Source organism: Aquibium sp. ELW1220 (assembly GCF_030398385.1).
GTDB lineage: Bacteria > Pseudomonadota > Alphaproteobacteria > Rhizobiales > Rhizobiaceae > Aquibium.
Genome location: NZ_JAOAOQ010000003.1, coordinates 1 through 25,433 on the forward strand (window position 1 = coordinate 1; position 25,433 = coordinate 25,433).

Here is a 25,433-nt window from a genome sequence, read left to right on the forward strand (position 1 = left end):
CCGACGGGCGCTGGGCGACGCTGTTTGCGGCCGAGGCCTCGTCCGGCATCGAGGTTTCCGGCGGGCGCGAGTTCCTCGTCCTCGTCGAGGGCCTGTCGGGCAATGACGGCAACGTCTTCGATGTTTCGGCGAGTTCATCGGACGCGCGCAACGAGCCCATCGCAGGCGCACGGCTGTCGACGCTGATGCCGACGATCCAGGTGCCGGCCGGCCGCGACCTCGGCGAGATGCGCTTTGCGGTGCCCGCGGATGCGGCGGCGGTGAGGGTCGAGAACTTCGACGCGGCCGGCGGGCGCATCGTCTATGGCGGGCCGTTCCGCAGCCGGGTGCTCGCGGCGTCGGGCAAGAACGAGTGGCGCGGCTCCGACGTGGAGCTCGACGGCGACGAACCCGGCGGGCCGGGCTCGGTGACCGCCACCAACGGCTCCGAGACGCCGAACGACATGACGCTGTTCGTCACCGCGCTCGACGCGGCGGGCGCCGAGCGGCCGCTGGCCGTCGAGCTGCCGATCCGCGCGGTGGCGCCGAACCGGCGGCCGGATCTGGCACTCGCGGTCGAGCCGCTGGCCTGCCGGCAGATCCGCTTCTCGGCCGCCGGCTCGTCGGACCCCGACGGCGGGGCGGTGACCTATCGCTGGAAGCTCGGCGAGGACGCGGACTGGGTCGAAGGCGAGACGGTGACGCAGAGCTTCGCCGACGATGGCGTCAAGGCCGGGCGGCTCGAGGGCTTCGACAGTTCCGGCCAGGTGGCGAACGGGTCGGCCCGCGCCTTCTCCTTCTTCGTCAAGCCGCCGCCGGTGGCCGTGTTCGATGCGCCGACGCTGGTGGCGCAAGGCGCGGAGGTGGCCTTCAACGGTTCAGGCTCGTCGAGCCCCGCGTTGCCGGAAGGCACCGAGATCGCACGCTACCGCTGGGACTTCGGTGACGGCACGGTGTTGGTGCAGGAGGCCGGCGAGCCGGGCTTCGGCAGGCCCGTACACCGCTACGACCGCTTCGGCAGCTTCACGGTGACGCTGACCGTCACCGATTCCTCAGGCAATCCGTGCAACCAGGCCGTCGCGACGCGGATGATCGCCGTCAACGCCCCACCGGTCGCCAATGCCGGCGGCGACCGGCGGCTGATCGTGGGCGAAGTGCACCGCTTCGACGCCTCGCTGTCGCGCGACCCCGACGGCCGCATCGTGTCCCACATCTGGGACTTCGGCGACGGCACGCGGGCGAGCGGGCCGGTCGTGCCGCACGCGTTCCACCGGCCGGGCGTCTACCGCATCAGCCTGACCGTGCTCGACGACACCGCCTTCGACAGCGCCAAGGGCATCGACGTGATCGAGGTCCGTGTCGACGAGCGGGCCAACCAGCGTCCCGTCGCCGATGCCGGCGGCGACCGGACCGTGCGGGCCGGCGAGGCCGTGCGGATGGACGCGGGCGGTTCGACCGATCCGGACGGGCGCATCCTGTTCTATGCTTGGGACTTCGGCGACGGCAGCGGCGGCGACCTGCCCGCCATGGAGCATGCCTGGTGGCAGCCCGGCACCTATGCCGCCACGCTGACGGTGCGCGACGACGGGCCGGACGGCGGGGAGCGGGCGGTCGACACCGCGCGCATCACCGTGCTGCCCGCGGAGAACCGGCCGCCGGTGGCGACGTTCCCGCGTGAATTCGCGGCCACGACCTGGCAGGCGCTCAGGCTCGACGCCTCGGCGGCGAGCGACCGCGACGGCAGCATCATCGCGCATCAATGGGAGTTCGGCGACGGCGCGACCGGGCTCGGCCCGGTGGTCGAGCACATGTACCGCAAGCCCGGCTTCTACGAGGCGCGGCTCGACCTCGTCGACAATGGCCTGCCGGAGCCGGCGATCGTGTCCTTCCCCTTCACGGTGATCGTGGCCGACCGGCCGAACCTGCCGCCGGTTGCGGCCGCGGGGCCGGACGTCGCGGCTGTGGCGGGCGAGGAAATCGCCTTCGACGCTTCTGCCTCACGCGATCCGGACGGCTCGATCGTGACGCACCGCTGGGATTTCGGCGACGGCAACAAGGCGTCGGGCATCCGCACCCGACACGTCTACCAGTTTCCCGGTGTCTACACGCTGGTACTCGCCGTCGAGGACGACGGGCCGCATGGACGGCTGACGGCGACCGACAGCGTGACGGTGACGGTCGCACCCGCGCCGAACCGGCCGCCGGTGGCAGAGGCCGGCGCCGACCGGACGGTGGCAGCGGGCGAGATCATCGAATTCGAGGGGCGGGATTCGGCCGACCCGGACGGCAACGTGCTTTCCTGGCGCTGGAGCTTCGGCGACAGCGGCGCCTCGCCGGATGCAGCACCCCGCCATGCCTTCCACGATCCGGGTGTCTACACCGTCGAGCTGACGGTGACCGACGACGGCGAGCCGGCGATGACGGCCAGCGACACGGTCACCGTGACGGTCACCACGACCGAAGCGCGCGGGGGGCAGCAGTGATGCGCGCTCTCCTCGCCAGGCTGCTGAAGACCCGGGCCGGACGCAACGCCGCGCTGCTTGCCGCCGGCATGGGGTCGGTGCTGGCGCCGGTCGGCCTCTATGTGAACGCCGACGCCATCGCCAATGCCATGCCGCGTCTGGCGGCCTTCGCGATGATGGGCGACGAGCCCTTCGAGCCGCATCTCGTCGTCTTCGGGCCGCTGGCGCGGGTGAACGAGGGCGACCATGATTTCCGGCAGGTGGTGCGGGTTCTGGTGCCGGCCGATGCCGGGCGCATCCATCTGCGGGTGTTCGATCCCGACACCGGCGGCGCCTTCGACGAGGCCAAGGGCGGCTATGATTCGGTGATTCGATTCAGCCTGTTCGGCGCAGGCGCTCGCGCATCGATTCAACGCGACGCGGCGGGCGTTGCGCAGGAGAACGTCGAGGGGACGCCGCTGGGGACGATCGACTTCGGCTCGGATGCCGCCGCCGACGGGCGCTGGGCGACGCTGTTTGCGGCCGAGGCCTCGTCCGGCATCGAGGTTTCCGGCGGGCGCGAGTTCCTCGTCCTCGTCGAGGGCCTGTCGGGCAATGACGGCAACGTCTTCGACGTTTCGGCGAGTTCATCGGACGCGCGCAACGAGCCCATCGCAGGCGCACGGCTGTCGACGCTGATGCCGACGATCCAGGTGCCGGCCGGCCGCGACCTCGGCGAAATGCGGCTTGCGGTACCGGAGGATGCTGTGGCGGTGCGGGTCGAGAACTTCGACGCGGCCGGCGGGCGCATCGTCTATGGCGGGCCGTTCCGCAGCCGAGTGCTCGCGGCGTCGGGCAAGAACGAGTGGCGCGGCTCCGACGTGGAGCTCGACGGCGACGAACCCGGCGGGCCGGGCTCGGTGACCGCCACCAACGGCTCCGAGACGCCGAACGACATGACGCTGTTCGTCACCGCGCTCGACGCGACGGGCGCCGAGCGGCCGCTGGCCGTCGAGCTGCCGATCCGCGCGGTGGCGCCGAACCGGCGGCCGGATCTGGCACTCGCGGTCGAGCCGCTGGCCTGCCGGCAGATCCGCTTCTCGGCCGCGGGCTCGTCTGACCCCGACGGCGGGGCGGTGACCTATCGCTGGAGGCTCGGCGAGGACGCGGACTGGATGGAAGGCGAGACGGTGACGCAGAGCTTCTCCGACTATGGCGTCAAGGCCGGGCGGCTGGAAGGCTTCGACGCGTCGGGGCAGGTTGCGAGCGGGTCGGCTCGCGCCTTCTCGTTCTTCGTCAAGCCGCCGCCGGTGGCGGCCTTCGAGGCGCCGGCGCTGGTGGCGCAGGGGGCGGAGGTGGCGTTCGACGGCACCGGCTCGTCGAGCCCGGCGCTTCCCGAAGGCACCGAGATCGCGCGCTACCGCTGGGACTTCGGCGACGGCACGGTGCTCGTGCAGGAGGCGGGCGAGCCCGGCTTCGGCACGCCGGTGCACCGCTACGACCGCTTCGGCAGCTTCACGGTGACGCTGACCGTCACCGATTCCTCCGACGACCCGTGCAACGAGGCGGTGGCGACCCGGCCGATCGCCGTCAACGCCCCGCCGGTCGCCAATGCCGGCGGCGACAGGCGCATCGCGCTCGGCGACGAAATCGCCTTCGATGCCGGCAGTCCGCAAGGGGCGGACGGCGACATCCATGCCTTCGCCTGGGATTTCGGCGACGGCACGCAGGTCTCGGGTGCTGCGGTCGCCCACCGCTACGCGCAGCCCGGCACCTACGCCGTGTCTCTGACGGTCGACGACGGCCGCAATGCCGCCAACAGCGTGGCGCGCGCGGCGGCGAGCGTCTTCGTCAACGCCGCGCCGGACGCAACGGCGGCGAAGACGCCGGACCGGCTGGTGGCGGGCGCGCCCGGACTGTTCGACGCCTCGGCCGCCAGCGACCCGGATGGCCGCATCACCGCCCATGAATGGCGTTTCAGCGACGGCACGACCTCCGACAAGCCGGTGATCCGGCGCAGTTTCGTCGCACCCGGGACCTATGGAGTGACGCTCACCGTCACCGACGATTCGCGCCTCGCCAACGGCATGACGACGATCGAGCGCAGCTTCACGGTGGTCGATTCGGGCAACGACGCGCCGATCGCCGAGGCGGGCGGCGACCGCGAGGCCGTCACCGGCGCATTGGTACGCTTCGACGGTTCGGGCTCTCGCGACCCGGATGGCTCGATCCTCGCCTATCGCTGGGACTTCGGCGACGGCACGACGGCGGAAGGGCTTGGCGTCGACCATGTCTACCACGTCGCCGGCACCTATCGCGCGACGCTGACGGTGGAAGACGATTCCGGACGCGAGAATGCGGTCGCGAGCACGAGCTTCGACGTCATCGTCGACAACCGCCAGAACCTGTCGCCGCAGGTGCGCGTCGGCGGCGACCGCGCCGCCTTCGTGCACGAGATCATTCCCTTCGACGCGACCGGCACGACGGACCCGGACGGCAACGTGGTGGCGGTGGAATGGGATTTCGGCGACGGCGCCAAGGCGTCGGGCTTCGAGGCGCGGCACGCCTATGCGCGGCCGGGAAGCTACAAGGTGCACGTGCTCGTGCGCGACGATTCCGGGCGGCGCGGCTCGGAGGCCGAGGCGCGATTCACCGTCACGGTGACGCATCCCTTCAACCAGCCGCCGGACGCGGCGGTTGCGCCGGAACTGTCGCTCGAAACCGGGGTGCCGCATCTGTTCGACGCCCGCACGGCCGCCGATCCGGACGGCCGCGTCACCCGGATCGAATGGAGCTTCGGCGACGGCGCGGTGTCGACGGAGGCGGCGATTGCGCATGCCTATGCCGCGCCGGGCACCTATTTCGGCAAGCTGAGGCTGGTTGACGATTCGGGCCTCGACAGCGGCGTGACCGAGAGGAAGTTCGTGGTCTTCGTGGAGGAGCGGCGCAATGCGCGGCCGGTGGCCGAAGCCGGGCCGGACGTGGCGGCCATCGTCGGCCAGCGCGTCGACCTCGACGGCGGCGCGTCCACCGACGCCGATTCGAATATCGTCGGCTATCTCTGGGACTTCGGCAACGGCCGGCAGGCCGAAGGGCAGAAGCGCTCCATCGTCTACGACCGGCCCGGGACCTATGCGGTGACGCTCACCGTCACCGACGGTTCCGGCCAGGACAATGCGTCGGCGTCGGACACGCTCACCGTCACCGTGGCCGACCGGCCGAACCTTGCGCCGGTGGCGCGGGTGGAGACGGACCGGCCAGCCGCCATCGACGAGCCGATCGCGTTTTCCGGCGCGGCGTCTGACGATCCGGACGGCAACATCCTTTCCTACGACTGGGACTTCGGCGACGGCGCCGCGGCGCGCGGCCGCGACGTCGTGCACCGGTATTCCCGGTCGGGCCTCTACGTCGCGCGGCTGACCGTCACCGACGATTCCGGCCTCGCCAACGACGAGGCAAGCGCGGAGCGGCGCATCCTGGTGAACCAGCCGCCGGTGGCCGACGCCGGACCCGACCAGCACGTCACCGCATCGGTCGTCGAATTCGACGCGGGCGGCTCCGTGGACAGCGACGGCGCGATCGCGATCTATCGCTGGGATTTCGGCGACGGGGAGACCGGCGCGGGCCGCACGATCGCCCACACCTATCGCAGCCCCGGCACCTATGCCGTCACGCTGTCGATCGAAGACGATTCCGGCACGATCCGCAACGGCGCCACCGATACGATGACAGTCAGGGTCAATGCACTGCCGGTCGCCGATGCCGGCTTCGACATGGTTGCCGCACCCGGCGAGACGCTCACCTTCGACGGCCGCCGCTCGGAGGATCCGGACGGGACGATCACACGCCACGCCTGGAACTTCCGCGACGGCGCTGCGGCCGAGGGCGAGGTGGTGGAGCACGCCTTCGCGCGGCCGGGCACCTATACGGTCGAGCTGACGGTGGAAGACGACAGCGGCCATCCCAACGCCACCGACTTCTCGCAGATCCGCGTCACCATCAACGAGGCGCCCGTCGCCCGCGCCGGACCGGACCTTGTGGTGGCGCCGGGCGAGCCGTTCCGGCTGTCGGGCGACCGGTCGAGCGACCAGGACGGGACCGTCACCGCCTGGCGGTGGGACGTGAACGAGACCGGCGCCGTGCTCGACGGCGCGGAGGTGGAGCACCGCTTCGAGGCGCCCGGCGTCTACACCGTGACTCTGACCGTGACCGACGATTCCAGCGCCGGCAACCGAACCGCGCAGGACGAGATGACGGTGTTCGTCAACCACCAGCCGGTGGCGGAAGCAGGACGCGACGTCTTCTCGGAGGCGCTGCGCATCGTCTTCGACGCCACCGCATCGGCGGACGCGGACAATGACGGGCTGGCCTATCTGTGGGATCTTGGCGACGGCAACACCGCGACCGGTCCGGTGGTGGAGCACACCTACCAGACCGGCGGCGTCTATCCGGTGCTGCTGACGGTCGACGACGGCAAGGGCCTGTCCAATTCGCAGAACCGCGATTCGATGACGGTGCGCATCAACCGGGCGCCGCTGGCGATCGCCGGCGACAACCGCCAGGCCTGCGTGGGCGACGTCGTGGTCTTCGACGGCTCGTCCTCGACCGATCCCGACCAGGGGCTTTTGCGCTACTCCTGGGATTTCGGCGACGGTGCGGCCTCCGACATCATCAACCCGACCAAGACCTTCGAGACGCCCGGCACGTTCGGCGTGCGCCTGACGGTGACGGACGAATCGGGCCTCGCCAACGGCACCCATTCGGCAGAGACGCTGGTGACCGTGCTGCCCGCTCCCGTGGCCAATGCCGGCGAGGACCTGCAGATCTGCGCCAACACGACGGTGCGCTTCGACGGCCGCCGCTCGACCGACATCGACGGCGTCGTCAACCGCTTCTCGTGGGATTTCGGCGACGGTTCCAGCGGCGGCGGCGACCAGCCGGAGCACACCTATACCGACGCAGGCAACTACCGGGTGACGCTGCAGATCGAGGGCGACAATCTCGGCCTCTGCTCGCCGGTGTCGAGCGACGACCTGCTGGTGACCGTGCTGCCGGCGCCGCGCGCCGTAATCACCGCCGTCCGCGCCGCGGCCGTGGGCGAGGAGGTCGTGTTCGACGGCGCCGCCTCCTATCTCGACGGCGGCACCGTCACCGGCCACGCCTGGGACTTCGGCGACGGCACGACCGGCGCGGGCGCCGTCGTACGGCATGCCTTCGACAGGCCGGGCACCTACCGCGTGCAGCTGAAGGCGCTGTCCGGCCAGGACAGCCAGGGCTGTTCCAGCGCCGACACGATCCACGTCATCACGATCAACGCCGCCCCGGTGGCCCAGGTCGCGGGCAATGCGGCCGTGGAGGTGGACCAGCCGCTCGAACTGTCGGCTGCGGGCTCGCTCGACCCCGACGGCGGCATCGCCTCCTACCGCTGGGACTTCGGCGACGGCGGCACGGCGACAGGTGTCGAGGTGCGGCACATCTGGCGCACGCCCGGCACCTTTCCGGTGACGCTGACGGTGAGCGACGGCACCAGTCTGATCAATGCCGAGAATTCGACCACGTTCAGCGTGACCGTGGCCGACGCGCCGCGCACGGCGATCGAAGCGGCGCAGGCCGCCTGCGCCGGCGAACGCGTCTCCTTCGGCCTGTCGAACCTGCCCGGCCTCGCCGATCCAGACGCGCTGGTGTGGAGCTTCGGCGACGGCAGCAACGCCACCGGGCCGGCCGCCGTGCACGTCTTTGCCCAGCCGGGAACCTACTCGGTCTCGGTGAAGGGTCCGATCGACCGCGCCGGCGAGGTGCTGCTGACGCCCGTGGCGCGGCTGGTGAAGGTGAACCGGCCGCCGGCCGCCATCATTGAGGCGGAGCGCAAGACCTGCCCCGGCCAGACGGTGCGCTTCGACGCGTCGCGCTCCTTCGACGCCGACGGCGCCATTGCCAGCTACGACTGGGACTTCGGCGACGGACATCTGGCGACCGGGCCACAGGTGAGCCACACCTTCGACAGGCCCGGCACCTATGCGGTGCGCATGAAGGCCACCGACACGTCGGGCTCTGCCTGCGCGGCCACGGTGGAAACGCTGGAGGTCTTCGTCAACGCGCCGCCGGTGGCCGAGGCCGGACCCGACGTCGATCTGTTCATCGGCGGGGCGCTGGACAGCCACGTGCTCGATGCCAGCGGCTCGCGCGATGCCGACGGCGATGCGCTCGACCATTACTGGACGCTGTCGAACGGCTTCGAAAGCGACGGCGAGAAGGCACGCGTGGAAATCACGCAGCCGGGCGACATCGCGGTGGAACTCACCACCTCGGACCCGCACGGGCTGGACTGCAGCGTCTCGACCGACCGGATCACCATCCGGGCGCGGTCGCGATCGCAGACACTGCTGCTTCCCGAAACGGGTGATTCGGGTCTAAACTGACCATTCGCCTGATGGGTGGGGACCCGGGGAGGATCGTGCCGGCGCGCGCTCGCGTCGTGCCGCGGTCGCGCCGTCGCCACGCCCGCAGCACAGCATTCCTCCGTCGCCGCCGGGATTTGCAGCATGCGCCTCAACCTACGTGCGAAGATGCTGATCTTCACCGCCGTGATCGCGGCGCTGCCGCTGATCGTGGCCGGCCAGTCGGTGATCCGCGTGGCGCGCGACGAGCTGAAGAGCGCCGCCAACGAGCAGCTCGCCGTGACGGTGGACAAGGTGACCGGCGAATTCAACGACTTCCTGGAATATTCGCTCTACACGCCGCTCGACCTGATCCGGAACGCCATCTCGGGCGAGCAGCTCGGCTTCGAGGAAAAGATCGTGGTGCTGCGCCAGGGCATCGCCGACCTTCCCGACGTGGTGGTGCTGCAGGTGGACGTGGACGGCGTGCCGCGGCCGATCACCGTGGTGCAGGAAGCCTATTTCGACCGGCTGAAAGCGCATTTCGACAATCCGCTCGACGTGCTGCGGGTGGATGCCGGGCAGTTCGAGACACCGGCCGACGGGCGCGCGGCCGCACAGGTGGTGCGCATTTCCGAGACCGACGACTGGCTGGCGACGGTGAGCCTGCCGATCCCCGGCGGCATCCGCGATCGGGCGGCGACGCTGCATGCGCGCGTCAACCTCGCCCGGCTGCGCGGCGCCGTGGAGGGCAATCCCTTTGCCAGGACCGGATCGATCCATGTGGTGGACGGCGACGGGCGTGTGGTCTTCGCCAGCGACGGCAGGCCGTGGAACCAGCCGGGCGTGCTGGCGAAGGCTGCGGACATGCTGGCGTCGGGCACGGCCACCGTGGCGGTGGAGCCGTTCACGCTGGACGACGGTTCGATCTCGCTCGGCGCCATCGCGCTGACGCGCGCCCTGCCCTTCGCTGTGGTGGCGGAGAAAGCCGAGGCGGATGCCTATGCGCCGGTCAACGACATGATCCGCAGCCTGGCGCAGTGGCTGGCGATCGGGCTCGTCGCCGCGCTGGCGGGCGCGCTCCTGTTTGCGCTCGGCATCTCGCGGCCGATCCTGCGCATCGGCGAGGCGGCGTCGGAGATCGCCAAGGGGAACCTCGCGCACCGGGTGCGCGGCGTCGCCTCGCGCGACGAGATCGGAGACCTGGCGACGCGCTTCAACGACATGATCGTGCAGCTGAACGAGCGCTTCGAACTGCAGAAGTTCGTTTCCGCCGGCACCATGCGGGCGATCCAGGACAGCGATGCGCGCACGGTGCATCTCGGCGGCGAGCGGCGGCAGATGGCCGTGCTCTTCGCCGACATCCGCGGCTACACGGCGTTTTCGGAGAACCGCGAGCCGGAGGAGGTCGTGACCGTCCTCAACAGCTATTTCCAGAAGCTGGCCGACATCGTCACAGCCAACCACGGCGACATCGACAAATATGTCGGCGACCAGATCATGGCGGTGTTCGCGGGTGCCAACATGTCCAAGCACGCGGTGGAATGCGCCATCGGCATGATGAACGCCATGAACGAGATGGCGAGCCAGACCTCTGCCGACCTGAAGATCGGCATCGGCGTCAACTCCGGCGAGGTGGTGGTGGGCGCGATGGGCTCGACCCACCGCAAGGACTTCACCGTGCTCGGCGACCACGTGAACCTGGCGGCCCGGCTGTGCTCGGCGGCCGACCCGGACCAGACGCTGGTGTCGCGGGTGGTCTACGACGCGCTGCCGGCCAAGCTGCGCGACGCCGCGCGCGCCCTGCCGCCGATCTCGGTGAAGGGCAAGAAGGCGCAGATCGAGATCCACGCCTTCGGAGCACGGCAGATGCAGGCGGCGTGAGGGCTGGCGGGGGCGCCCCCTTCGGCCTCGTCATCCTGGGCGAAGCCGGAGCGAAGCGGAGGCGCTGACCCTGGATCCATGCCTCGGGCGATGTCGGGAGGCTGGACGGCGGAGAAACGCGACGACGTCGGGCGAACTCTCCTGCACCATCTCGTTCGTGTGCGACGGCAGGGCATGGATCCCGGATACGTCGTCCCTCGCTCCGCTCGGACGCCGTTCCGGGATGACGAATGTCGGGGGCGGCGCGCCGAAGACACGGCGTCAGACCAATCGCCTCTCCGGCATCCGCTTTGCCGCGCCGGCGCCCCTTCAGCGTCGTCATCCCGGGCGAAGCCGGATCGAAGCGGAGGCGCAGACCCGGGATCCATGCCTCGGACGATGTCGAGAGGCTGGACGGCGGAGAAATACGACGACGTCGGGCGAACTCTCCTGCACCATCTCGTTCGTGTGCGACGGCGAGGCGTGGATCCCGGATACGGCGTCCTTCGCTCCGCTCGGACGCCGTTCCGGGATGACGAAGGCGGGGGGCGCGTCTGGCGCGAGCACCTCAACGGCCCTCATCCTGAGGTGCGAGCGAAGCGAGCCTCGAAGGACGCACGACGATGACGGCGCGCAAAACTCGCGACGCCGGCGGAACGGAACTCCGTCCCGCCGAACCTCGCAGCCGTTGGTATCAGTTCGCGGCCTTGGCCTTTTCCTGCTCTTCCTTGAGCTTCTTGGCGAAGTCCTCGTTGTTCTTCGACACGAACTCCTGAAGCTTCTTCTGGCGGTCCTCGATGTCGGCCTGCTGCAGCGGCGCGCCGTCGAAGGCGGCGGTGAAGCCCGAGAGCGAGACCTTGATCGGGTTCGGCTGGTTCTGGAAGTTGACCGAGGTGAGCGTCAGCTCGGTGCCCTTCTTGAAGGCCGCGACCAGTTCGTCGGTCATCGGGACCTCGGCCACGCAGCGGTCGGGGAAGCAGACGGCGTAGTCGACCTTCTGCGGCTTGGACGTGTCGACCTGCATGCCGATGCCGGGCATCATCATGCGGCCGGTGGGCACGGTCACCTGGAAGACCTTGCGGTTCACCTTGCCCTTGACCTCGATCAGGCTGACGCCGGTGATCAGCTGGCCGGAATCGGCAACGACGATGTTCTGCACGTTGCAGATGTCGATGTCTTCCTGCTTGGAGCAGGCCTTGAACCAGCCGCGCGGCGGCTGACCGGGCTGCTGCGCGAGCACCGGTGCGGCGCTCGCCACAACGAAGCCGGCCACGCCGGCCGCGTAGATTGCAAAGCGGGGTGCGGAGATACTCTTCGACTGCATCGGTTGCGCTTCCTCTCGAGTTTCGGTGCCTGAACCTTGGCCGCTCAATGTTGGCCAAATGAGGCGACAGCATGACTTGGCCGCGCGGCCCTGGCTGACCATAATCTTTCTGCCGCCGCGTGTTACACCCGCGGGCGGGGCGAATCCAGTATCGTCGTCCGGATTTGCGCCGCTTTATGCTGCAAGGGGTGCAGCCTGGGCCTGTCGTGTTACGGTGGACCGAATCACACCGCCAGATGACGACGGCCGACATGAGACCCTTCACGCCCCTTCTCGCCCTGGCGCTCTGCGCCCTCCCCTTCGCCGCCGCGCCGGCCGGCGCGGCGGCGCGCCACGCGATCGCCATGCATGGCGAGCCGGCGCTGCCGGCCAATTTCGCGCACCTGCCCTATGCCAATCCCGATGCGCCGAAGGGCGGGACGATCAACCACGCCGTGCAGGGCACCTTCGACAGCCTGAACCCGCTGATCATCCAGGGTTCCGGCGCACGCGGCATTCTCGATCTCCTCTACGGCAACAACGTCTTCGAGACGCTGATGATGCGCTCCTACGACGAGCCCTTCACGCTCTATCCGCTGCTGGCCGAGACGATCGACACCGACGAGGCCCGGACCTATGCCGAGTTCACGCTCGACGCCCGCGCCCGCTTTTCGGACGGGCAGCCGGTGACACCCGAGGACGTGATCTTCACCTTCGAGCTGCTGCGCGACAAGGGCTTCCCGCGCTATGCGACCACGGTCAACAAGCTCGCGTCGATGGAGAAGGTGGGCGAGCGCGGCGTGCGCTTCACCTTCGAGACGCCGGACCGCGAGCTGCCGCTGATCCTCGGCCTGATGCCGGTGCTGCCGAAGCACACGATCGATGCGGCGACCTTCGACAAGTCGACGCTCGCGCCGATGACCGGCAGCGGCCCGTACCGGATCGCGACGGTGCGCCCGGGCGAACTGCTCGAGCTCGAACGCAACCCGGACTACTGGGGCAAGGACATTCCTTCCAAGCGCGGCTTCGACAATTTCGACACGATCCGCCTCACCTACTTCCGCGACGAGAACGCCATGTTCGAGGCCTTCAAGAAGGGGCTGATCGACGTGTTCCCGGAAGGCAGCTCGACCCGCTGGACCAGCGACTACGACTTTCCGGCGGTGGCGAGCGGCGCGGTGGCGAAGGACGTCTTCGACAGCGGCCTGCCGTCCGGCATGTACGGCTTCGTGATGAACACCAGGCGGCCGGTGTTTGAGGATCGCGCCGCGCGGCGGGCGCTGGCCGGGCTGTTCGACTTCGAATGGGCGAACCAGAACCTGTTCAACGGCGTCTACACCCGAACGAAGAGCTACTGGGACGGCTCCGAGCTCGGCTCGCACGGCGTGCCGGCGAGCGCGGCCGAAGAGGCCCTGCTCGCGCCTTTCCCCGACGCAGTCGACCCCGCAATCCTGACGGGCGAATGGGCCCCGCCGGTCTCCGACGGCACCGGCCGCGACCGCGGCTTCCTGCGCCAGGCCTTCGAGGCGCTGAAGGCTGCGGGCTATGACATGAAGGACCGGCGGATGGTTTCGCCCGATGGGCAGCCCTTCGCCTTCGAGATCATGCTCAAGGCCAATGGCGGCCAGGAACTGGCGCTGGCCTGGCAGCGGACGCTCGCCAGCCTCGGCATCGAGGCCTCGATCCGCTCGGTCGATGCCGCGCAGTACCAGCAGCGGCTCCTGACGCGCGACTACGACGTCATCCTGGCGAGCTATTCAGCTTCGCTGTCGCCGGGCGTCGAGCAGGTCGGCCGCTGGGGCTCGGCCTCGAAGGACGCGCAGGGCTCGTGGAATTTCGCCGGCGTCGCCGAGCCTGCCGTCGACGCGCTGATCGAGGCGCTGCTCCAGGCGCGCGAGCGCGGCGACTTCATCGAGGCGGTGCGGGCGCTCGACCGGACGCTGCTCTCCGGCGCCTATGTCGTGCCGCTCTATCATCAGGGCGAGCAATGGGTCGGCCGCTGGACACGCATCGCGCATGGCGGCAAGGTGCCGCTCTACGGCTACCAGCTGCCGACCTGGTGGCGCGTCGCAGACTGAGACCGGCCGGCCGCGCGGCCGCCGCAGAAACCCCGTTCCGACCCGCAGCGCAGACATGGAGCCCGCCATGAACCAGACGCAGACCGTCCGCATCGACGTCATCTCCGACGTCGTGTGCCCCTGGTGCTTCCTCGGCCAGAAGCGCCTCGACCGCGCCATCGAGCTTGCCGACGGCATCGCGGTCGACGTGCGCTGGCGACCCTACCAGCTCGACCCGACGATCCCGGCCGAAGGACTCGAGCGCAAGTCCTACATGCTGGCGAAATTCGGCAGCGCGGAGCGGCTGCGCCAGGCGCACGACACGCTGATGGGCGCCGGCCAGGCCGAGGGCATTCCCTTCGCCTTCGACGCGATCACGGTTTCGCCGAACACGCTCGACGCCCACCGGGTGATCCGCTGGGCGGGCTCGGCCGGACCGGAGATCCAGAACCGGCTGGCGCGGCGCCTGTTCGAGCTCTACTTCCAGGAAGGCCGCAATGTCGGCGACCCGGACGAACTGATCGCCGCGGCAAGCGACGCGGGCATGGACGCGGCCGTCGTCGAGACGCTGCTGCCCACCGACGCCGACCGCGACGCCGTCACCGAGGAGATCGCCACCGCGTCCCGCATGGGCGTGCGCGGCGTGCCCTGCTTCATCATCGAGAACAAATACGCCGTGATGGGCGCGCAGGACCCGCAGACGCTGGCAGACGCGATCAGGCAGGCGGCGGAGCTGAAGGCGAAGGGGGAGATGGAGGGGGCGTGAGCGCGGGGTCTGCGGGAGCCGCGCCAAAATCGAGCTGGGGACGCGCTTCGACTTCGGAAGAGATCTGCACGGTGCGGCAATGCTGCACGTTACGATCAGGCGTTCGCTACGCTCGGTGCTTCACCTCATGTGTCAGTTTTGCGGCCGCTCCTGGACGCGCGATATCAGGTGCAGTTCGTCGAATGCCGATTCCGCACGCGCAATTTCGATCTGATTGTTGTTCCGCTTCGCAATGTCGAGACAGGTGAAGAGCAGCTTGTTGGCCTGATCCTTCAAGCCGCGCATTGCCAACACCCGGGCATAGTTGGTCATCGCCGAGTTCAATCGCAGGTTCATGCCGTTGCGCTTTGCCATGACCATGGCGCGCGACAAGAGCGATCCTGCCAGGGTGGATTCGCCCTGTTCCAGCAACAGCCTCGCCCTGACGGTAAGGACGTCGCTCAGCAACGAGGGCATCTCCATCGTCTCCGCATAATCCTCGATGAGTTGCAACTGCGCCAGGGTGGACCGGATGGAGAAGTCCCGTTTCGTTCGGGTGGCGATGTCAACCAGGATCAGTGACAACCGGGCTCGCTTGTGGAGGTCTTCGTGCCCGCCCGCCTGGGCGAAACTGATGGCGCTCTCGATGTGCATTCTCGCCTCGTCCGTCCGGCCGCGCATGCGTTCCAGATCGCCGAGGTGCTTGGAGAAGATCGAGCAGGCTCTCGAATCGTCGTAGACGCGCAGCACCCTGATCGCCCTCGTATAGCGCCGTTCCGCGTCGTCGAGATCGCCGCGCAAGTGCTGAACGAGGCCCAGATAGCCGTGGGCGATATGCCATATGCGGCCGGGGCGGGAACTATAGCGTCGTTCGCTCTCGCAGATCGCCTGCAGCCGCGTGAAGGCGCTTTCCAGTCGACCGCGTTCGATCTGCGTGACGGCGAGGTTCAGTGACAGATGATTGTATTGCGGCCCGCCGTCGCGGAGCCCTTCGATTTCGCGATTGAAGTGGATCGCCTGTCGCAGAAGGCTGGCCGCGTCTCGCAGGTTTCCCTGAACCAGGCAGATGACACCACACTCGTTGTAAAGCCAGACGATCTCATCGCGGTAGAACGCCGCGAGCTGGGTCTTGGCGGCGTCCTCTGGGCTGTAGTTCAGCGGATTGATGCCGTCCTTCTCGAATATCTCCCAAGCTTTTCGGATGAGCCAGCGGACCTGCACACGATAGGCCTCGAAATATCCGCGCGGCGGTTTGCTTCTGCCCGCATCGATGCCCTCGAAGCGCGACACGACGGCTACGGAAAAGGTCGAGCGCACGAGCGACAATGCGCAGCGCAGCGCCTGGACCCTCGTGGTATGGGCGGCTTCTCCGAAATGCCAGCGCTGGCCGGCACGATCGCGGCCACCCCGGTCCGGGTACTGCGACAGGCTGTCGACAAGTTCGCGCATGAACTGATACGATTCCTGGTTGAGGCGGGGCAGGTCGGCAGGCATGGAAGCATAGACCGAGGGCGCCAGACTGTTGATTTCGGCGAACTCGCGCGGCCCGCTCCCCATCTTCTGAAGGATGTGCCGCTGCATCAGCCGGTGCAATCCGTACCGATATGTGTGAACCGGATCGGCGCCTTGCTCGAAATAGGCTTCCCGTTCCTTGTCGTTCGCACATTGACGATAGAGTTCGGAAAGCCTCGGATGCGGCTCGAGCCGGAAGATCAGGCCGCGTTCGGCCAGAACGGTCAGCGCCTGCATGACACGCAGATTGCGGGAGCGCTCGCGGCCTTCCGGCAGTTTGTCGAAATAGTCCAGAATCTGCGGTGTCCGCACCAGAATGTCGGCGCTGCACGGTGCCCCGATCACCGCCAGATGGCGCAGGATGAGGAGATGCAGTTCGCAGTCATTGTGCGGTTCTCCGATCACATGGAAGGCGTCGTAGGCGTCGAGCACGTCGTGCAGAACCGTCTCCTCCCGCTTGCTGACGCTGACGGCCTTGACGTGGTCGATCGTCTTGCGGATGAAGGTCTGCGCCCTTTGCACGCCGTCGGTCACGTCCCTGCCGCTGAGCGCATGGCGCTGCGCTGCGGCCAGCAGGATCGTCAGACAGTAGCGGTTGCTGTTGAGGATGGTGCGGATACCGCGCCACTCACGGAAGACATGCGCGTTATCGCTCTGGTCGTTGAAGGGCTCAACCAGCATCTTCCGATGCTTATGCACGTCCCCCGTTCCCGTCACGTCAGTCAAGATCGCGTGGACACGCGCCAGTCGTCTTTCCTTGATTTGTATGTGGGCAGCGAGGCATTCTCTCGGAGAAGGCTCTTTCCAAGCATCCTCCAGTGAAGAATCTTCTGCCGATACGTCAATCATACTCCAGATTTTCGCAGGCTTTTCGTCACCATATTTTTTGCTTGGAATTCGAAAATTGTACACTATCTCACGCGAATTACGCTTAATGAGCTCTGCTGATTTCTCGCTAGAATTTCCTTTGTAGTAAAGCCAAAACAAAGCTGCGAGCGGCCGAAAATTATCGACGAGAACGTCGACAGGTTTCGCGACACGCGCGAGATGGACATAGCAGACGTCGCTCGGTTTGAGATGCCTGGGAAGTTCGATCGGCTGGGCATCGGCGACGGGCAGCGCGTTTGCCTCGCGTTTATCGTCGGTGTCACCTCTGTTCGGCACAATTGAGCCATACCGTATCTTCATCCCCGTTCTGCAGGCAGCCGAATGCGAGCGGGACGCAAAGGCGATTCCGGAACTCTGCATACGGCGCTCGACGGTCTGAGAGGCAGCTTCGTCCCAGGGAAGGCTCCCGCGGGCGATGGGAACGAAGACAGTTTTGTCAGCGGCGCTTTCCAATCCGCGACGCTCTGCCTCGGACGGAACATCCAGCTCCGGCTCATACTCCTTGATGACGGACCGGTAGCGCGCGAAGAACGGCGTGTTCTCCACGAGGATTTCGCCGAGATTATCTTCGTTGGTAACGAGTACGAGGTCATAGGGAGTCTGACGCATGACCTTCTTCGTCAGCAGCGTCAGCAACTCCTCGATCTCGCGGTTCTTCGGTAACCCGCCTGCATAATGCAGCATCTCGACGCCCGTTATGCACAGCAGCAGTCGTGGGTAGACCCTTCGCCTTCCTTTCATCCAGATCGCGGCCACCGCCTCGGCTCTTAAGCGGAAATACTCGAAGAGGCGCTCCAGCCGACGCAGGCGCGAGAGGGGCTTGAGCTTATCGGATAGTTCCTTGCGTGCTTCGGCCATCCTCCTGCCGTCATCTGGCGCCGCAGTGCCGGAAGCAGAGGCAGGCCCGGTAGCGTTGTTGAGGATGGCGAAAAGGTCTTGGGTGGAGACAACTCGATCCGCGGCACAGTTAGTGAAAAACTCCAAGGCCGCGACCGTGTCGAGCAGCGCTTCGCGCAGCATGTCCAAAGTCGATGCAATCTCGGTCGAGAAACTCAGATTGATGAAGATCGCCGAGACGTAGAGCGGGTCGAAGGGGCTGCCGTCGTGGGGCCAAGCGGAAGCAATGTACTGCCCGAGACCCCGGCTCGTCTGGAACGCGGACAGGAAAGCACCGCGACCGGTGCCCCGTGGTGCGGTGATGCAGTACCAGCGCCGGCCACGGTCCCACGTTTTGCCGTGGTCGACGCGTCTGCGCGTCTCGACCGCATCGAGGAACGTGTCGAACGAAAGTACGCCTGTGAGCGATCCATTCGGATACGTCTTGTCACCGACTGTCGATCCGACGTCTACGAGGGTATCAGAGTTTCTTCTCTCCCGCTCAGATTGATCGTCGGCGGTCTCGCCTTCCTGCGGACCCGCCCAGTCTTGAGCAGACAGGTCGGTGATGTCGTTGATCAGTCTGTGGCGCGTGTAGCGGCGAGGCAGATAGACCTTGCCTTCCTGAAAACGAGGTTCGTGCGTTGCAAATCTGGCGGTTCGGTGGGGCGGGCTGAGTTGCCAGTCCCTCCACCAGTCCTGCCATTGCCGCTCCAGACTGGCCAGCGACGCGCACAGCGCGCCCGTGATGATCGCGTTCGGAAGCCCCTCCAGCGCGACGATGCGGGCATTGAGTTCGCGTATGTGCCGTCGGAGCACCGCTTCCCAATCCCAGCAAGACAGCGTTGAGTCATCGTCCTTAAGCAGATTCTTCACATAGGGAATTTGGTAATCCTTCAAAGGTCTGTTTCTGACAGTAACGCGTAGAATTTGTGCAAGCAACCCGCACTCGAACTCAAGGGGAGCGGGACCTGCTGTTGTCTCTCGTGCAACATCGGTGCTGGGAGGCAGACGCGACCGAAACTGCGGCAACGCCATTGAAACGCCCATCTGGCTCGCTTCGATCTTCGAGTGATCCTTCCCTGCCAGAAGGGCCAGGAAGCTCACGTCCTTTTCGGATTCTCTCTCTGGCAACGACACTTTGGGTCGCTCGATCTTGCCCAAAATTCGAGCGATCCGATCGAGGCGCTGCTGCGGCGTTATGAATAATTCGAGCGTCTCTTCTTTCTCGTACTCATTACCGCTCCGGGCCTTCATCTTCTTCTCGTCAGAGGAAAGATCAATGTCGTACGAATCGGCCTTCTTATTGGCACGCTGCATCGCCGTCTTCAGGGCGGCGACCAGCGTGTCCCTCATCTGCCGGTTGCTCGCCTTCAGTGCGCCGATCAGCTTGTCGATATGGTGGAGCCAGTCGAGACCGACCTTCGAACCGCAGACATCGATCTCGGCCCAGCCATAGTGGATCGTATGGGCTCCATAGCGGAGGTAGATCGTCGCCGCGTCCTTGGATTGGTCGTTCCGGCTTCCGGTTCCAGGCAGCAACACGATCGCCGTACGGCCGACAGCCCGATCCTTGTCGCTCATGAACTGTCGCAGAGGGCGTAGCACGTCGGCTTCCTGCATGCCGAGCCCAAGAAAGATCAGCGGATTGGCCGCGAACGCGATGCGTATGCTCTCGTCGACTGTCTCGCGATGCATGTCCTGCTGCAGATAGAGGTCCATGTAGTCGCGCTCGGTAGCGACGATCGTCGAGTCGTCCGTGGCACTGCCGTGCAGGTGAAAGACATGCGCATCGGCGCTTGCTTCATCGAGGGAGAAACCGATCAGGTCAGTGGCGTTTTCGCGCCTGAACGTCTGGTCCCGCAACGTCCCGCCGATGCCGTCGACCCGGTAGACGTCCGGCCCGCGATGACGTACGCCATACGTGACGGCATCCTTGCCGTCGGCGATGTCTGCCGTAAACCGGCGATAACCGCGGTCCTGGTAGAACCGTTCGATCTCGAGGTCGTAATTGGTGGTGAGAAACCTGCTTACCCCCAACCGCATGGCGATGATATCGAGAGGATCGAGTTCGGCGTCGATAATCGACTGCCGAGACTGGAAATCCGTGGCCCTGACTTCATCGGGAATGAGCGACAGTCTACGATCATTTGCTCCTTCGATATCCAAGTGTAATTCTCGGTAAGGATCCTCGAAAAAGGCCATCATCATCTGAAAGACGAACCGATGGGTAGGCGACACGAAAACCCGCTTTACCTCCCGCCTGGTGCCGTGATCATTTCTGTTGTTTTCCAGGAGCTGGTCGCCCAGTAAAGTAGTAATATCTATCCAAGGGTTTGATGTATCCAATCTGCCCTTTGATATCTTCTTGTGAAGGGCATTCTTGAGTTTGATGAATGACTCGGTCTTGAAGAAGGCGAGCGACCTGTATCGCCTGGGCTCGTCCCGAATACCGCGGATGTCGCGGCGCAGATTGTCTGTCGATGCGGCTGCATCCATGCCGCGCAACTTGCGGTTCAGTGCTTTCCGTCGCGCTGCGTCGCGGCGACCAGCACCGAATTTGCCCAAGGCCCACGCCTTGCGGCCCGCCGTGGTGCTGTAATCTACCGAATTCCGCAGAATCTGCTCGGCATGGGCGCATTCGTCGACCAGCAGCATCTTCGTGATGGTTTCGAGGGACAGCCGCGCTTCTCGAGCGCGCATTACATGATCGTAGCGCGTCAGCGCCTTCTGGTACGCCTCGAAGGCTTTTTGGAACGCAACAAGAACGACTATCAGCTTCTGCCCAACTTCGGCACCGTTGGCACGGCGTATGGACGTCGCAAGACTTTCTGCACCGCGATCGGGGTTCTCTATGAGAAAATCCGGAGCCGCAGCGATCTCGTCGAGGAGCTTTGCGGGTGCAGGCGAGACGTCCGAATCCTCCAGGAAGCCGAAACGCGCCTGCTTCACGGAGGGAACGTCATCAGAGGCCGGTTCCCCCTGCTCGGCATCGGTGCGGCGCTTCAGGAAGACGCCTACGCTTCGGCTCAGCACGTCCTGAAGCTTTTCCGCCACCTGCAGCACGATCGGCGGCCCCTCCCCGCCGATGAAATGTCCTTCGCTCTCCAGCGTCCCGAACGTCTTGAAAAGCTTGTCGACCTCTTCCCTGTGGAAGACGATCTCTTTTTTCTTCAGCTGCAGAAAGCGGACAAGAAGTTCCTTGTCTTCGCCGGATATCTTGAAATCCCGGTCAGCCCCGCCGAAAGTCAACACGTAAGAGCCGCCATCTGCCAGACACCTGACCATTTCGATGGACTTTTCGATCAGTTCCGTCGAAGCCTTGGCGCATTTGAGGAATTCCTCTGCCCCCGTTCTGACAAGCCGATACTGCTGGGCCTGCAAACCCTTCCAGCTCAGCCGCCCGTAAGCCATGGGCAACCCCGATCCGACGAAGGCGACGGCCGTCTTCTGGTTCAGCGCCTGAAACAGAAGCTGCTGCCCCCTCCCCTCGATCAGGTCCGCGTCCAGCGTGTCCTCGAGCGCGTGGATCATGTAGGGCCAGCGCAGGAGCTCTCTTTCCTCCTGGCTGCGGGTGTCCGGCGGTTCGACGGCGCTGCGCGACGGGATCGCTTGATCGTTTTCTGTCCCAATAGGCGAAGTATCCGCCGCCCCGGCGGCAGCGCCAGAATTATCTTGTATCATCTATCCCCCGATAATTCGTATTCTCTCGTATTCCTATTTCGTCATATACATATTCATTGCGTTCATACTATCTATCGGCTCTGCAGGTGCACTATGCACAACACTCCCCCCGGAGACTTTTTCTATTTCGTAAAAACAAAGAAGACTGACATTTCCGTCGCGCGCCATTCCTCAAAAAGCTCCAAACCTCGTATCTTTCTTGGTACGAAGCCACGACAGATCGAACCATGATGGGGCTGCGGATTCCCGCATTACTTCGCACTCGACAATATCGCGGCCGGCCTCTCCACAGGTGAACAGTCAGGCTTGGCGAGCCACGCCGCCCGACCTCCGATAGGCGATGTCGAGGAATCCTTCGGCATCTTCGATGTGTAATTTCAGGCGGGAAGCATCCGGGAGATCGGAAACACCGTAGCGTGACTGACTGGCCCGTAGCGCACTCATTCTGACGATCTGCTCCATCGAGCGTGCACCGTAGAGAAACTTACTGCAGCCAAGGAACGCATCGACCACGGTTTCCTCGACGTCCGCCTCACCTTCCCCATCCGCGACGATCCGCGGCAGAAGCCGTTCGATCATGCCGCGAAGGAGAACTGCCCGTCTGAGCACGTATGACCGGTCATTCTCGCCGCTCCGGTTCGGCCCCAGAATGTCGATCACGCCGCTGAGCCGCGACACGAAATCAGGGAGTTTGAGTTCCTTGGCACGCGTCACGCGGTCGACGTTGGGAAGCATTTCGCCTGCAACGAAATCCCCGGCGGTCGCAGCGGTCCCGCCGGCGAAAACGAAAATCGCCCGACCGACAGGGTGAACCCGACCGCCCTCGCGGAACTCGCCGTCCTGCATGGGAGCCAGAAAGCGAGAGACGAGCGAACATCCATGAGAGTCGAATTCATCGAAGAAGCAAAGCGGCGTCTCCCCACGCAGAACGATGTCGCGCATTTCATGAAAATATCCGGGAAGCGCCTCCGGCGAGGCCTCGGAGAGATTGAATTCCCGCGTGGGAATCCCGCGCTGCCGCGCTATCTGTTTTATTCCGAAGGATTTTCCGGCACCCGGCGGTCCGAAGACACCAATCGATACCGGTCGTACTGCCGTTTTGTCCGCCAGATAGCGATCTATCAGCCGTTGTATCGTCCTAAAACTCTCTATCTCGTCCCGGTCCACCGTCCTGAAATCCTTAATCTTCGCAGATGGAAGCGCGTCGATTTCTTTCTTTCCGTGCCTGACGATCTTGCGGGCAAGTGATTGAAAGTCCTCGGTACGGGATGAGATGAGGAGGGTTTTTCTGATCGATGGACGGTCCGAGTGCTCGAATTCGAACCGTCTGATGGTCTTTCTGAAATCAGAGGTCTGGTCGCGGTCGAGTTTCGGGACCGGCCAGGCAGGAATGTCGCTGCTGAGAAGGCTGCTTACCTTGATCCGTCCCTGAGCGTAACGCCGCGCCGCGCCCAAAGCCGCGGGAACGGCAGCCTCATCAAGCCCTTCTCCGCCAGAATCATCAATCGCCGCAATGAGTGCGCAGGCGAACGCGTTCATTTTTCCATATAGGTCCCCGGGATGTTCGTGCGCCAGATCTCCTTCCGCGCGCACCGTATCGACATACATTTCGAGTATCGTGCTCCCTGAGAGACGACGCAGGACCGCCACGGCTTCGACCCCGAACTGAATACAGACAGTGCGGTAATCGCCCAAGAGATCAGCGACGAGCGATCCGTAGTCGAGCGAGCCAAGGATGTCGTCGACCACGGCATCCCACGACAGGTGACTTCTCAGCCTGATGCCTTCCAGTCGAAGGTCCTCTGCGCTGACGAGGAGGAGTTTACGCTCGCCGGAGCGCTGCCGGCACCAGTCTCGCAATGGACTGCTCTGAGAAAGCGGCAGATGCATCTTGTGGATCACCCAACAACTTTCGTCGGAGATGTGTGCCAAGAGGTCCCGCGCTCTTTGTGAGGTTCGCGTCGCTCCTCCGGCATCCACCAAAAGCACGTAAGGAAAAAACGCTTCGTATTCGCGCCCAACCTGTTCGCAGTCATAGGCTGCCCCGGTCGATTCGAAGTATCCCTCGAACCGGTCGATCCTCGCTTCCGCTGGCAACCCGATAGAGTGTACGGCATCGCCGAATTCTTCGGTCCTCCCATCGTGCTTGATGCACTTTATGGAAACCAACGAGTTCAGGATCTTACCATTCTCGCGCTCTATCGCGTCCAGCTTGACTGAGAGCCCGTTCGCTTCGAGCGCCGGCTTGGCAAGGTGGACACCTCCGCGCTGTTGCCACAGCACATAGTTCGGATAGCTCGCCAGAGTGTCACTCGCGTTCCCGCCTCTCGGGGGAATTGTGAGCAGAACCTGATCCACTGTCGGATCGCCCACCACAAGTACAGTAGAATCTGCCATTTTTTCTCTGCCAGCTTCGGCGTAGATTGACGGAGCCTTTATTCACTAAACGCTCTCCACGCGAACATCAGCGCGACGTTCGGAGCCCTCGCGCAGAATGGATAATACGTCCTCAACAACCCTTCTTGACAGTCTTGACCATGTTCATCCACATTACAATGGATATGAAAGTCGGACGCAAAAATAATTCGAGTTCAGTGCTTTTACGCTACATTCTGCTACGAAGAAGGCGACGGCGCGGTTGAGTATGGCGTCGGACAACAGAATGTCCACGACGATGGTACGGGCATACGTAGGCTCGACGCCGTGGTAGAAACACTATTGCCGACCGCGACGCCGTCACCGAGGAAATCGCCACCGCGTCCCGCATGGGCGTGCGCGGCGTGCCCTGCTTCATCATCGAGAACAAATACGCCGTGATGGGCGCGCAGGACCCGCAGACGCTGGCAGACGCGATCAGGCAGGTGGCGGAGCTGAAGGCGAAGGGGGAGATGGAGGGGTCGTGAGGGGCTCGCTGAGGTCCGGCGGCTGGAGACAAAGCGGCCGGCGCTTCCGGTCCGGACGAGCGGCCGGCTGGCCGGACTGCATCGGCCCGATCGGTTCGGACCACTCTACCTGCGTGTCATCCTCCCCGACGCCAGGGGTAAAGTTCCGACAGCCCCGGAAAGGCGGCACCGCACGACATGGTCAATTGCCGCTGCAGCGAGTCCTGGTGAAACCGGTACGTCAGCCCCGTGAATTCCATGTAGACGTTGTGGTCGTTGCAGTCCCATTCATCGGGTATCCTGCAGACGAAGTATCCTTCGTAGAACACTGCGTAGCGGTGCTGCTTCGAACATGTCCATACGGCATCCAGCCCCCGGGGATCGCCACCTTCGCGGATCGCCGCCACCACGCTCCGGGCGAAGATCCGGGAGGCATGGACATCAGACTGGTTGTAGGCCAGTGCTCCGGCCGCTGCTATGACCGAGAGCGTCGGCGCAAGCGTGCCCGACCGAAGCCTACGCCGCATATCCGCCTCCCTCTTGCTCCCGGTCGGTGCCGCTCATGATCGTTTCCCCTTTCGCACCGTGCCGGACGATGTCGAGCGCAACCGTGCACCCGCCGTCGGGCCGACCGGAAACATCCGCAGCGCCCGGTTCCCCTCCGAAGCGAGGCAGGCCATGGAAATCATAGACTACATCCTGGAAATCCTTTGGCGGAGATGGGGCAACTCGCGCTACTGGGGAGCCATCATCGCATTCTTCGCCTGCATCATGGCGTTCTTCGCGTACCATCTGTTCCTGACCTGACGAGCCGCCGACGCATGGA

The 25,433-nt window shown here is 65.3% G+C and carries 10 protein-coding genes and 1 pseudogene; 7 read left to right on the forward strand and 4 right to left on the reverse strand.

Annotation, left to right across the window (positions count from 1 at the left end; genetic code table 11):
• The 3 genes from N1F91_RS03380 to N1F91_RS03390 form a co-directional block, all read left to right on the forward strand.
• A partial coding sequence (locus N1F91_RS03380) for a PKD domain-containing protein (RefSeq protein WP_289990332.1) occupies nucleotides 1-2,462 on the forward strand: 2,462 nt, incomplete at its 5' end.
• A complete protein-coding gene (locus N1F91_RS03385) occupies nucleotides 2,462-8,839 on the forward strand; it encodes a PKD domain-containing protein (RefSeq protein ID WP_289990333.1) in 6,378 nt (2,125 codons plus the stop codon). The genes N1F91_RS03380 and N1F91_RS03385, both read left to right, overlap by 1 nt.
• Before the next feature lie 123 nt (nucleotides 8,840-8,962).
• The gene (locus tag N1F91_RS03390; protein ID WP_289990334.1) at nucleotides 8,963-10,681 is read left to right on the forward strand and encodes an adenylate/guanylate cyclase domain-containing protein; all 1,719 of its coding nucleotides are present in this window, start codon (nucleotides 8,963-8,965) and stop codon (nucleotides 10,679-10,681) included.
• Nucleotides 10,682-11,354: 673 nt separating this feature from the next.
• Here N1F91_RS03390 and N1F91_RS03395 read toward each other — a convergent pair.
• Nucleotides 11,355-11,984, reverse strand: a complete 630-nt coding sequence (locus N1F91_RS03395; protein WP_289990335.1) for an invasion associated locus B family protein — start codon at nucleotides 11,982-11,984, stop codon at nucleotides 11,355-11,357.
• Nucleotides 11,985-12,235: 251 nt separating this feature from the next.
• Here N1F91_RS03395 and N1F91_RS03400 point away from each other — a divergent pair, with 251 nt between their 5' ends.
• Together N1F91_RS03400 and N1F91_RS03405 are read left to right on the forward strand one after the other, a co-directional pair.
• On the forward strand, nucleotides 12,236-14,041 hold the full coding sequence (locus N1F91_RS03400) for an extracellular solute-binding protein (protein WP_289990336.1): 1,806 nt from the start codon (nucleotides 12,236-12,238) through the stop codon (nucleotides 14,039-14,041).
• A gap of 67 nt (nucleotides 14,042-14,108) precedes the next feature.
• Nucleotides 14,109-14,786 (forward strand): DsbA family oxidoreductase, encoded by a 678-nt coding sequence (locus tag N1F91_RS03405; RefSeq protein ID WP_289990337.1) that lies wholly within the window; start codon nucleotides 14,109-14,111, stop codon nucleotides 14,784-14,786.
• 132 nt (nucleotides 14,787-14,918) lie between these two features.
• On the opposite strand, the gene N1F91_RS03410 is transcribed toward N1F91_RS03405, so the two are convergent.
• Entirely contained in the window at nucleotides 14,919-21,725 is a 6,807-nt protein-coding gene (locus tag N1F91_RS03410) for an SIR2 family protein (RefSeq protein ID WP_289990338.1), read from the reverse strand.
• A gap of 300 nt (nucleotides 21,726-22,025) precedes the next feature.
• Nucleotides 22,026-24,122, reverse strand: coding sequence for an AAA family ATPase (locus N1F91_RS03415; protein WP_289990339.1), 2,097 nt, complete (start codon nucleotides 24,120-24,122; stop codon nucleotides 22,026-22,028).
• Nucleotides 24,123-24,419: 297 nt separating this feature from the next.
• Here N1F91_RS03415 and N1F91_RS03420 point away from each other — a divergent pair.
• Nucleotides 24,420-24,628 (forward strand): annotated as a pseudogene (locus N1F91_RS03420) (DsbA family protein); the annotation flags it as partial.
• A 116-nt stretch (nucleotides 24,629-24,744) separates the two neighbouring features.
• Here N1F91_RS03420 and N1F91_RS03425 read toward each other — a convergent pair.
• A complete protein-coding gene (locus N1F91_RS03425) occupies nucleotides 24,745-25,134 on the reverse strand; it encodes a hypothetical protein (RefSeq protein WP_289990340.1) in 390 nt (129 codons plus the stop codon).
• A gap of 151 nt (nucleotides 25,135-25,285) precedes the next feature.
• Between N1F91_RS03425 and N1F91_RS03430 the strand changes: the two genes are divergently transcribed.
• Nucleotides 25,286-25,414, forward strand: coding sequence for a hypothetical protein (locus N1F91_RS03430; protein WP_289990341.1), 129 nt, complete (start codon nucleotides 25,286-25,288; stop codon nucleotides 25,412-25,414).
• Nucleotides 25,415-25,433 lie beyond the last annotated feature (19 nt).